We start from the raw sequence: 11,588 nt of genomic DNA on the forward strand, positions 1-11,588 counted from the left end.
ACGACATCGATTTCCGCCGCCCGTCGAACCGGCATGTCGCTTTCGGATCCGGTATTCACAGGTGCATCGGTTCGTCCTTCGCACGCATGATGTTCGAAGAGATGGTGACGCAGATGTTCGAGCGTATCCCGGAATATGAGATCGATTATGCGGCGGCGCGGCGATATCGCTCGATCGGCACGATAAACGGCTGGGAAACGATGCCGATCCGTTTCGCCCCCGGGCGGCGCGTTGCCTGCGACCTCTCGCTCTAGCTGCAGGCAAGGCGAACAGAAGATGCAGGATCCAGATTACATCATCGTGGGTGCCGGTTCGGCCGGCGCCGGCCTGGCGTACCAGCTTGCGAGGGACGGACGCAGAAAGATACTGTTGCTCGAGGCCGGTCCGAGCCACCGTCACCCTTTCGTGTCGATGCCAAAGGGAATTGGCAAGATCCTTGCCAGTGAGCGGCATACCTGGCGTTACCAGGTCGACAGCGAGGACAGCGAAGCGCCCGAACATTGGGTGCGAGGGCGCCTTCTGGGCGGGTCGAGCGCGATCAACGGCATGATGTATTTTCGCGGACAGAAGGCCGACTATGACGATTGGGCCGAGGCTGGCGCAACCGGATGGGACGGGGAGGAAATGCTGCGGGTCTTTCGCGAGATGGAGGACCATGAATCGGTGGAGGGCGATGGGCGCGGCGTTCGCGGGCCGCTGAAGGTTTCGATTCCGCAAAGTGGCGACCCGCTGACCGAGGCGTTTATCGAGGCGGGTGTCCAGATGGGCTTGCCGCGCGTCCATGATCTGAACAATCCACAGCAGGATGGCGTGGGATATGCGCCGCAGACGATCGGTCGCGGTGTTCGTTCAAGCTCGGCGCGCGCGTTTCTGAATCAGGCCAAGGCGTTTCCCAACCTGCGGATCGTGACCGGGTTCGAGGCGGATCGGGTGATGTTCGACGGGCTGCGCGCCAGTGGCGTCGCCGGAACATACAACGGTAGGCGCACTACCTTTTACACGGGAGGCGAGGTCATTCTGGCCGCCGGCGCGCTTAACAGCCCCGCCATTCTCCAGCGATCAGGGGTCGGGAATCCCGATCTTCTCGGGTCCCTGGGGATCAGAGTCCGCGCCGCCAATCGACAGGTCGGGGAACACCTGCTGGAACACCGCACCCTGTTTCTCAATTACGATCTCGTCGATCGGCTCGGGGAAAATCACCAGTATCGCGGGTTGCGGCTGCTTGCCAACACGCTGCGCTACGCCGCGATGCGTAGCGGACCGATGGCCGCCCCGCCCTATCCGGCCGCAGGGTTTTTTCGCACCCGGCCCGGCCTTGATCGGCCTGATGCGGAGATTGTCTTCGCGCCATACGTGATGCAGATGCTGGAAAGTGGCCTGGCGACGGAAGCTCAGTCCAGTTGTCAGATATTCAGCTATCCTTGCCGTTCGCGAAGTCAGGGAACCGTCCGGATCCTCTCGGCGGACCCCGCGCTTGCGCCCCGTATTCGTCCAAACTACCTCTCCGATCCCTACGACAGGGAGGTGACCATCGGTTGCTATCGCTTTGCTGTCGAATGGATGCGCAAACCGGCAATGGCGGCTTTGATCGCCCGCGAACGCGACCCGGTGCGGCAAATCCGGACGGATGACGAAATCATCGACTTTTATAAGCGCCAGGGCGGTTCCACCTTTCACAGCTGCGGCACGTGCCGCATGGGCAGTTCCGCAGACTCCGTCGTCGATGCGCGGCTACAGGTCCGGGGAGTACATGGCCTGCGGGTGGCCGACGCGTCGGTGATGCCAACCATGCCGTCGAGCAACATCAACGGCCCCAGTTTGGCCGTAGGCTGGCGCGCGGGCGAAATCATCCGGCAGGGCAACGCATAGTCGGACGGCCGCCGGCCTTCTTGAGGCATCGGGAGTAAACTCCGCCTTCACCTGCGGGCTAGAATGCGGGGCGCCGGATGTTCCGCTTGGAGCACACGCATGCTAAATAGGCGCGCCTTGCGCATTGAACCGAAAAAATTCGGTCGCACACGGTTGTGGGAGGGATGCGAATGTGGACTGTCGAATGGCAGCGCAGCTTCGAAGGCCTGCATCTTCAATTTGAAACGCATGTCTGGAATGTTGGCGACCGTTTTGATGAAAAGGCGTCGCAGTTCAATTTCCAGCAAGCCTGCGTAAGACGTCCGGTTCGTGCGCGGCTGGCTCGCCCGATCGGCTCGCAATGTCGTCTCGGAGCACTCGTCCTGACGCCTGCCGACCTAGTCATGCCAGTCGTGGCCGTCGGCGACGAAACGGGGTTTCCCGTTCGCAAGTTCTCGCTCGACACCGACTGGTTCAATGGCTTGCTTTCGCCCCGGTTCGAGTTCGATTTTGCCCAGATCGAGGCACAGCCGGTTTTCGACAATCCGCTCACGGCCGCGACTCTGGACCGGATATCAGCCGAACTTTTATCGCCGACTCGTGATTCAGCCGACATGCTCGACTGCTTGGTCCGTATGCTCGCGATCGATACGGCACGCCTTCTCAAGGCACGCGCAGCTGCGACCACATATGATGGAACGAAACTGACGGCTGACCAGCTTGCCCGCGTGAACTGGTCGATCGAGATAACCGATCCTGCCGAGCTGTCGGCCGAGAAGATTTCCGGTGACTGCGAAATGAGCGTGTCTCGGTTGCGCGACGCCTATCGCCGCACTACCGGCCAGTCGCTCCGCAGCAGAATTGAGGAGGCACGCCAGTTGAGTGCGTGCCGTCTCCTGACAACAACGGGACAACCCTTGAAAATGATCGCGCACCGCATGGGTTTCACCCATTCAAGCGCTTTTTGTTACTGGTTCAAGAAATCGGTTGGGCTCACCCCAGGTGAATATCGCATCAGCAATGCCAGCTCTCCGGACCCAAGGGTCGCAATGCAATAAGTGCCTATTACAGGACGAGCAGGTGGAGGGGGGTATTCCGGGGTTTTCCGACATCGGGCGGCGCGGGGTATGAAAGGCCGGAAACGCATAACGGCCATGCCCGGTGTGCAGCTTCAGATCATCGAGGAACGCCAGCACTTGCCGCAGCGGCAAGCGGTGCTGCCGGCGGACACCATAAAAAAATAATTGAGAAAATCCAGTCACTTGGCGGACGAAAACGGACGTCCATGGGCGGATTCTGGTGCCAGGAAAGGACTCGATAGTAAAACGCAACATTTTGATATTAAAATCAAAATGTTAGCAAAAACGTCGATGCCCCATTTTGGTGTCCCTGCTCGTGCCCCTATTTCAAATCCGCTGTAACGGTTCGGATCTTCTTACAGGGCATCACTCAGGACTTGAATGTTAGCAGGCTATGGCTTCCGACTCAACGCCGGAGGGGAGTCCGACGCCTTCTTTGTTAACCAGAAGATGGAGCGGAGCTGGAGAATTTGCCGATCGCCCGCTTTGAACAGACGCATAATGCCTTCTTATTCTGGACATCGCATAAGATCATTCTATGTCCAAAATCGCATATTACGGTTTTATGCGATTTATAGCATAATGCGATTAAGGAGCCCCCTATGTCGCATATCGCACGATCGCCCTGCCAGTTCGGCAACGTCATTCAGCGCACCCGCAAGCAGCGGGGCCTGACGCAAACCGATCTCGCCAATCTGGCTGGGCTGCGCCAGGAAATGATCTCCAAGATAGAGACGGGGCACGAAGGCACCAAGCTCTCATCGATCTTTGCACTGTTTGCCGCGCTTGACCTTGAGCTGGTCATCGATACGCGTTCCGGGCGACCAGCCAAGGATATTGAGGATATCTTCTGATGTCGCGCTACAAGACACATGCGCCACCCAATATCCAAACGCCTCTTAGGGCGGCTGCACAAAGAAGTGAGTGCCCCGGTTAGCTTTGGATATTAGTAGAACTGGTTCGACTGGAACCAAGCGTTCCCAGACCCACCGTTGTCATAACGACATCGTGATTCCGATATAAACTGAGAACTTACAACATCGAACCCACAGGCTTCTAAACCACTGCACGTAAGCCCAAACAGTCTGTTATATTTACAGCAATGCTCTAACGCTTTCTATTTAAAAAACTCCCTACAAGAATCGGTTATTAAATGCCTACAAAATGTAAATGGAAATATATTTTTTTAAATATATGAATTAATTTACGGATTCGGAGAGTACTCTAGCACGACAAAACTGTTCGGGTGATAATACTCCTTGGCCTCTTTCCGATTTTCTACCGTCCGGACAGTTGAATCGGCCGACACAACATACAGTGTTCCGTTTCTGTCATCCATTGTCATCATCCGAGCATTCGCACGTGTACCGATCATTCCCAGCAGACGGTAATGGTCGGAGTCCATTTGCGAAATGATCGTGAGATTTGCATCAACACCATTGGAGGTCACGATCCGGCCGCGGGCATCGTCGACCGAGAAACCGTCGATGCCGCGTCCAATTGGCAGTGAAGCCAGGATTTGGCCATTGTCGGCATCAATCGCAAGGAAGCGCGGATCCTCGCCCGTACAGGCCGCAAGCAAGCGATTGGTCTGCTGCTGGAATCGCACTTTGGACACATTGCAGGGCATAGGCCAGCGCGCCCTTTCCTCGAGGGACTTGCCATCCAATTTGAGGATCAGGCGGTCGTAACGAACGGGAGCGAACAGATGCCCTTTGCCATCGTTCGCTGGGTCATCCATCTTCCGGAACGGAAACTGATGCGTTCGGAGTAATTTTCCTGTTACCGCATCGAGCGTAAACCACGTGCTATGCGTCTTTCCGGTGGCGGTGATCGCATGAACCTGTGCCAGGGAGGCATCATAAACGGCGCTGTTGAGGCCACTTTCCTTCGACAGCTTCATACGCGCGAGCGGCGCAAGTGTTTTGAGGTCGAAGCTAAGAAGCGAACCATCCGTCATCGCGCTGTAGCCGCGATTGTGCTGCGGAATCAGAAGTGGACCGTTCGCTCCGTCAGAATTGCGAATGGTGGTTACGATCTTTTTCCGATCGACGTCGAACACGGTGAGACCGTCTTTGCCGCGCGCGATGAAAAGACGGGATGTCCCGGGCTCCATCTTCGCATAGTCCCAATCCGTGTCGGTGCTGGGCAACGGGGTGACTGCAGTAAGCGTATAGAGAAGCCCATCATTCGGCACGGGAGCGGCCATCGCAAGTAGCAGGACGCTGAAGAGCATGAAGCAACCTTTCTGCCGTAATCAGCGTAGAGATCGGTGAAAAATGAAGTAGCGGAGTGATCAGGGCTTCGGATCGGCGGGGAGCGTGATCTGGAACAGCCTGCAATAATCGCCGATCATTGCACCATCGTCCGCTTTCACGACCACAATTTCGCTGCGCTCATAGGCGCGCACGGCGAGCATGACCATCGCCTGCTCGCGGTCCGGGAAAATCAGTCCGGGAAGCTTGCGGCATTTCTCCGGGAGCCAGGCATCATCGGTGATGCCGATCCAGAATATGTTACGATAGGCGGGGTAATCCGGATCATCCGTGACGGCGCTGACGCCGATGATCCGCGTCTTCGTCCAGTATTGTGCCGCACTTGCGGGCGCGGCGGTAAGAATCGCGGCTAGGGCAAGCACAGCCGACTTCCCCAAGTGTCGCCATGCCATGGATAGACTCTCCTCACCGCCCTCTTCAACTTGCATCGTATCCACCAAGATATCGCTCCATCTCAGGTGCGAAGGGCGCGGGGCATGGTGTGAAACAGGCACCGGCCGCAGTTCTCGTCGAGTTTAAAGATGGTGCATTTCCAGCAACGCCGGCCTTTCGTTTGGCACCTATGGACCTACTCCGGTGCACCTATCCTCGCCGCTTCAAAGGGGGGGAGAGCGGACAATGGAAATTGTCATTGGCAACGGCCGGGTCTGGCGACTGGCCTTCCTGTTGTTAGCGTTTCAGCCTGCAGCCGCTGTCGCGCGGAGTGTGGACACACTTCCCGCGCGGGTCGATCGGCTCGGTTTCTGGTCGCCGAGCGAACAGGAAGCGGGGTATCGCGCGATGGAAACCATCTTCCCGACGACCACGATCGAAGCCGGTGACGTGATCCGTGCACTGCCAGTCGCGGAAACGCCGCTCGAGATCGACTTCGTCTACGAACACCGCCCCTACACTATCGACGATTTCATGAAGGCGAACCGGGTGTCAGGCCTCCTCGTCATTTCGGGCGGACGGATCGTTGTCGAGCGCTACGGGCTGGGCCGCAAGCCCGATGAGCGCTGGACGTCGTTTTCGATCGCCAAGTCGGTGACATCGACGCTGGTGGGCGCCGCAATCCGAGACGGCAGAATCCGTAGCGTCCACGATCCGCTCAGCCGCTACGTGCCGGAACTGAAAGGCGGCGCCTACGACGGCGTCACGCTCGCCCAGGCGCTCACCATGCGCTCCGGCGTGCACTGGACGGAGGACTACAACGATCCCGCTTCGAATTTTAGCCGCTACGCCACGCAGATGGGGCCGGATTTCTATAGGCGCATGTCCGCCCTGCCGCGTGATGCCACGCCCGGCGCCAAATTCTATTACTCGACGGCGGAATCCAACTTGATCGGCGCAGCCGTGATAAACGCCACGGGCAAGTCGCTTTCGCGCTATCTGTCCGAGAAGATTTGGAAGCCGTTCGGAATGGAAGCGGACGGAGTCTGGATGTCGTCTCCCGAAGGCCTCGAGACTGGCGGCATCTGCTTCAGCGCGACGCTGCGCGACTATGGCCGCTTCGGCCTGTTCATGTTGGAGGGCGGCAGGATCGACGGCAAACCGGTGTTGCCCGATGGATGGATCGCAGAAGCGACCGCGCGCCATGCCGAAAGCGGCTTCGGCGACCTTGGCTACGGATATCAATGGTGGGTCGATCCGAACGGGGCTTACCGCGGCATCGGCATTATGGGGCAGGCACTGTTCATTGACCCGAAGCGCAAGCTGATCGTCGTGATCCAGAGCGCGTGGACGCGTGCAGGCGGGCCTGAGCGCTACGGTCTACAATGGGCTTTCCTGCAAGCCGCGGTGAACGCGAGTGACCGCGCCGCCGCAGCGGCGGGGCACTAAACCGATGGCGGGCACCGCACGTATCGGGACATTGGATGCGGTGCGCGGTTTTGCGGTGATGGGCATCCTGCTGATGAACATCGTCGATTTCGCGATGCCGGGCTTCGCCTATTACAATCCGAGCTATTATGGCGGGGAGGAAGGCGCGAACTTCTGCGCCTGGGCAGTCAACTACGTCCTGTTCGACGGCAAGATGCGTGGCCTGTTCACGATGATGTTCGGGGCGAGCACGGTGCTGATCGCCGAGCGCGCGCTTGGTGCGGGGGAAAGTCCGGCGCGCGTCACGTTTGCGCGCATGTGGTGGCTGCTGGTGTTCGGCATGATCCATGTCTGGTTGATCTGGTACGGCGACATACTCGTGCTCTACAGCCTGTGTGGGATGATCGCGATTGCGGCGTGGCGTTGGCCGCCTCGGCGGCTGTTCGTTTTCGGCGCTGCGCTGCTGTGCCTAAAGCTGGCTCTCGGGATCGCGGCCTACACGTCGTTCGCCGCACTGGAACGTGCTGCTGCCAAACCCAATGCATCGCCGGAAACGCTGGCCGAATGGGCTGCAACGCAGGAGCGGATCGCGCTTCCTACCGTACAGTCGCAGCTCGAAGGCTATCGTGGCGGCTATGTCGATGCGTTTCGGGCGCGTATTCCCCTCGCCGTCTACATCCTGACGGAAGCGCACCCCGCCGCGGTTCCCGATACGCTTGCATTAATCGCGATCGGCATGGGGCTCTTCAAACGCGGCTTCTTTTCAGGTGCATGGTCGGTTTCATCCTATCGCAGGGTCGCGCTCTGGAGCTTCGTCGTCTGCATTCCGCTGCATCTGCCGCTAATTGCCATCAACGTGGAAGCCGATTATCATCCGATCACGCTGCACCTTACCGAGGCGATCCACCTCAGCCTGCTGCGAACGCCGATGACGATGGGCTATGCCGCGCTCGTCATCCTGTTCATGCAGCGCTTCCAAGAAAGCGGTCTTGCGCAAAGACTGGTCGCGGCCGGTCGGATGGCCTTTTCCAACTACATCGGCACCAGCATCCTCTGCACGTTGATTTTTAACGGCTACGGTCTCGGGTGGTACGGCTATCTGGAACGCTGGCAGTGCTATTTCGTGGTGATCGCGGTGTGGGCGATCATCCTGCTCTGGTCAAAGGTGTGGCTCGACCGCTTCCATTTCGGACCACTCGAATGGCTGTGGCGCTCGCTTGCGCGCAGCCGGCTACAACCCTTTGTAAGAAGGAAGGAACGCTCATGTCCGCTATAGGCAAACATATGATGATAGCGTTCGCGGCCCTCACGATAGAAACGGCTGTCACTGCAGCACCAATATCGCCACCCACGCTGGCCGACGGCTTCGTCCCGACCGCCGCTGAGAAGAAGCGTCTGGAATTGATGTCGCAGCCGGAAAGCTGGTTTGTCGATCATCTCGCAGGGCCGCGCGAAATCATCGACGGGCAGACGCTCAATCCCAAGTTGCAATTCCACTTCGAAGCCCGCCGCGCCCGCTCGCTCGAAGAGGTGAAACGCGGGCTCGACATGTTCTATTCTGCGGAGGGCCGGACGCTCGCGCGCGAACGGTTGGCGCGGGACTGGGCCCTGCTCACCAAGGTCACCGCCCCAATGCGGCACGTCGAGGATCGCAGCATAACAGGACGTGGCGGCCATTTGATCCCTATCCGCATCTATACACCCGCGCTGGACGAGGCGGGACCGCTTCCAATCCTCCTCTATTTTCACGGCGGAGGCTGGCTCTACAGCAACATCGAGGCCGTCGATCGCTGTGTGCGGCTGATCGCCAACGAAGCACGCGCGATCGTCATCTCGGTGGATTATCGGCTGGCGCCCGAACACAAATGGCCCGCCGCAAACGACGACGGTGAGGATGCCTTCTTATGGGCGCGCGCCAACGCGGCTACGCTGGGCGGCGAGCCTTCGATGATCGGCGTCGGCGGCGACAGCGCGGGCGGCCATATCTCGCTCGCGATATCGCGGCGCCAACAGGCTGCGCGGAAGCCCGGTCCGCTGTATCAACTGCTTTATTACACGTCGGTTGATTTCACGCCGCGCTACCGATCCTACGAGTTGTTCGGCAAGGGCTACGGCCTCGACACCGCGTTTCGCGATTTCATGATGCCGCTCGCTTTCGGCGATGCAGACCGGATTGCCTCCGCAACGCGAGAACTGGACGAGGGGAGTATGGCCGGAATGCCTGCCACGATCCTGGTGACTGCCGGCTTCGATGTACTGCGCGACCCGGCACAGCTGCTTGCGCGGCGGCTGGAGCGCGAAGGGGTCGCCGTAACCTATCTCAACTATCCGACGCTCACCCACGGCTTCCTGCAATGGTCGGGCGTCGTCGCGGAAGCTGAGCGGGCGGCGGTGGACAGTGCTCGCCTGTTCGGCACGGCAATCCGCGGACGCAGCGCGGTACTGTCAATCAAGGCACCTGGATCGCAGTCTAAACAACTGAATAAAGAATGATTCATGTTTGGGAGAAAAGCCTATAGCGCTTCCCTCTCAAACAATCGGGGGCAGGTTCTATTTGGGCCCTTCCAGCAGAGTTTGCTGGATGCGTGCTACCTTCCAACCTGAGTCCTCTTTCGTCAGCTCGTGACTGATGAGAATCCGGAATTGCCGCTCAGCGCTCTTGATGTAGCGCATCGTGCTAGAAACCACTGCGACACGGGAATCGACGAGAGCATGTGTAACCGGGCCAGGCTCGAGGCTCCAGCCTTTCTCAGCGAACCATTCGCGGTGCCATTGCAGGATGGCGTCGCGGCCCGACACTGTCTCGCCCCAGTAATACACAATCTCCGGTGAGGCGCTCCGCGCCAGCGTCCGGTCGAGCTTGGCGACGTCTCGTTCGCGCATGGCGTCCAACATCGACGACAGAGTCTCTGCGATAGCGGGCGGGACTGCGGCCTGCGACGCTGGCTGCGGAGCGAGGTCACGGGCCAGCCGGAAGCCCACCGTGAAGAAGCCCTGATCGACGGGGCCGCGCAGGCGGAAGCGCGGATCGTGAAACTCGCCGGCGTCACCGTAGGAGCCACCCCTGATGCTGTGATAGCCCAGCTCCGTGCACGTCGTGCGCGCCGTACCGTCAACGGGCGCGCCATCGTAGTTCGCATGGTAGCAATCTGCCTGCCATTCCCAGACGTTCCCGCGAATGTCATGAAGGCCGAAACGATCCGCGGGAAAGCTGCCGACCGGCGAGGTCTCAATCCAGACGTCGCGGCCCCGCGCCGCGCCGCCGCAACATTCGACCCTGCCAATATTTGCCGTTGCGTGGCTCACCACAACCTCGCCGAGCAGTGTGACATATTCCATCTCTGCCTCGGACGGCAGCCGATACGTCTCGCCTGTTTGCCCACTGAGCCAAGCTGCATAGGCCTGTGCGTCAGCCCAACTGACACAAACGACAGGATCATGATCGGTCTGGGCGAAGCCCGGGGCCGACCAGCTACGTTCCGAGTCTATGTGCCAATTGGTTCCTGCTTCATAGACGTTGCATTTCTTTTCCGAGACGTACCCTGTCGTCTCCACGAACGTTCGAAACTCACCCAGCGTCACCTCGTACCGTGCGAGCGCGAAGCCGGGAACTGTAACATCGTGTTTGGGGCCGTCGATAAGGCCATAGCCTCGATCGACGGTCGCTCCCATGGAGAACACGCTGCCTGGAATCTCAACCATCTGCGGTTTGATCACTTCAGCGTTAGCATAAGAGGTCAGTGAGGCCGCAGCGTACAAGATACTCGCCAACCCATGCATGCCCAGAATTTGTCGGCTAATCGATAGCGGCTGCATGCCTTCTCCCTAGTGGCGCTATGCATTTGTAACGGATGCTAGCGGTCGCGCACCGCTGTCAGCGATGCGAATGTAGTTTCATATGGTGATGCAAGAACACCGGTCCGGGAGCGTGTGTGCCATTCCAGTTTCAGGAACCGTTGAGCATGGCCCACGACTTGACCCGGGCTTCCCGGCGCGCGGGTCAGGCGATAGGGATGGTCTAAGTCGCCGGCGTGGCGCAATCCGCGTTACCCTTTACCAAGGCCGACTTACCCAACTCCGTTGCTGGCCCATTTCGGTGCTTTGTGGTGTCCTCTGCTCGGCGCAGAATCGGGACATTCCCGCCAGGAATGTCCCGCCTGATCGTTTCAAAGAGGGAGGGCATCAACCAATGCAGACATTCACTATGAAACTATGGTCTGTCGCCGCGGGCGTCACGGCCGCGGCCGCAGTTGGGACGCCGGCAGCAGCAGCTGATCCGAACGCGCCCACCGTCCCGTCTCCTACCGAGTTCGTCTACCCCACGGGCTTCGACAAGGCACTGTCGCTGATGATGGCGGGCGAAGGCGGCGAGAACGGCATCGGCTCGCAACGCGTCTGGCCAACCCTTTCGTTCCCGGCGCTCACCACCGAACAGATCGCCAAGGCGGTCTCAGGTAACTCGCTCGTCATCCCCTATCACTATACGCACCAATACAGTACCGACGGCAAGATCGGCGGCTACAACATCCGTTACGACCCAGTGGACGTGAAGAAATGCCCGAAGAAGGAAATTCCTGGCGACGGC

Annotated in this window: 11 protein-coding genes; 8 read left to right on the plus strand and 3 right to left on the minus strand. The window is 59.3% G+C overall.

Annotation, left to right across the window (positions count from 1 at the left end; genetic code table 11):
• From H2052_RS17440 to H2052_RS17455, 4 genes are all read left to right on the plus strand, one after another.
• A partial coding sequence (locus tag H2052_RS17440; protein WP_293784727.1) for a cytochrome P450 occupies nucleotides 1-254 on the plus strand: 254 nt, incomplete at its 5' end.
• Between the two features lie 22 nt (nucleotides 255-276).
• Nucleotides 277-1,869 (plus strand): GMC family oxidoreductase N-terminal domain-containing protein, encoded by a 1,593-nt coding sequence (locus H2052_RS17445; protein WP_293784730.1) that lies wholly within the window; start codon nucleotides 277-279, stop codon nucleotides 1,867-1,869.
• Between the two features lie 170 nt (nucleotides 1,870-2,039).
• A complete protein-coding gene (locus H2052_RS17450; protein WP_293784733.1) occupies nucleotides 2,040-2,906 on the plus strand; it encodes a helix-turn-helix transcriptional regulator in 867 nt (288 codons plus the stop codon).
• 623 nt (nucleotides 2,907-3,529) lie between these two features.
• Entirely contained in the window at nucleotides 3,530-3,781 is a 252-nt protein-coding gene (locus tag H2052_RS17455) for a helix-turn-helix domain-containing protein (protein WP_293784736.1), read from the plus strand.
• A 350-nt stretch (nucleotides 3,782-4,131) separates the two neighbouring features.
• On the opposite strand, the gene H2052_RS17460 is transcribed toward H2052_RS17455, so the two are convergent.
• The gene (locus tag H2052_RS17460) at nucleotides 4,132-5,163 is read right to left on the minus strand and encodes a hypothetical protein (RefSeq protein ID WP_293784739.1); all 1,032 of its coding nucleotides are present in this window, start codon (nucleotides 5,161-5,163) and stop codon (nucleotides 4,132-4,134) included.
• Between the two features lie 60 nt (nucleotides 5,164-5,223).
• Entirely contained in the window at nucleotides 5,224-5,595 is a 372-nt protein-coding gene (locus H2052_RS17465; RefSeq protein WP_293784742.1) for a hypothetical protein, read from the minus strand.
• Between the two features lie 226 nt (nucleotides 5,596-5,821).
• On the opposite strand from H2052_RS17465, the gene H2052_RS17470 reads away from it, so the two are divergent.
• Genes H2052_RS17470 through H2052_RS17480 form a run of 3 tightly spaced genes read left to right on the plus strand, consistent with a single transcriptional unit; the run spans nucleotide 5,822 to nucleotide 9,496 of the window.
• Nucleotides 5,822-7,024: a serine hydrolase gene (locus tag H2052_RS17470; protein ID WP_293784744.1), complete on the plus strand. Its 1,203-nt coding sequence runs from the start codon at nucleotides 5,822-5,824 to the stop codon at nucleotides 7,022-7,024.
• Nucleotides 7,025-7,028: 4 nt separating this feature from the next.
• Nucleotides 7,029-8,279: a DUF418 domain-containing protein gene (locus H2052_RS17475; protein ID WP_293784747.1), complete on the plus strand. Its 1,251-nt coding sequence runs from the start codon at nucleotides 7,029-7,031 to the stop codon at nucleotides 8,277-8,279.
• The gene (locus tag H2052_RS17480; RefSeq protein WP_293784750.1) at nucleotides 8,204-9,496 is read left to right on the plus strand and encodes an alpha/beta hydrolase; all 1,293 of its coding nucleotides are present in this window, start codon (nucleotides 8,204-8,206) and stop codon (nucleotides 9,494-9,496) included. The genes H2052_RS17475 and H2052_RS17480 overlap by 76 nt, the downstream gene beginning before the upstream one ends.
• A gap of 57 nt (nucleotides 9,497-9,553) precedes the next feature.
• Here the strand turns inward: H2052_RS17480 and H2052_RS17485 are convergent, their stop codons facing one another.
• On the minus strand, nucleotides 9,554-10,819 hold the full coding sequence (locus tag H2052_RS17485; RefSeq protein ID WP_293784752.1) for an SUMF1/EgtB/PvdO family nonheme iron enzyme: 1,266 nt from the start codon (nucleotides 10,817-10,819) through the stop codon (nucleotides 9,554-9,556).
• Between the two features lie 373 nt (nucleotides 10,820-11,192).
• On the opposite strand from H2052_RS17485, the gene H2052_RS17490 reads away from it, so the two are divergent.
• A partial coding sequence (locus tag H2052_RS17490; RefSeq protein WP_293784754.1) for a hypothetical protein occupies nucleotides 11,193-11,588 on the plus strand: 396 nt, incomplete at its 3' end.

The organism is Sphingosinicella sp., from assembly GCF_013911755.1.
Classification (GTDB): Bacteria; Pseudomonadota; Alphaproteobacteria; order Sphingomonadales; family Sphingomonadaceae; genus Sphingosinicella.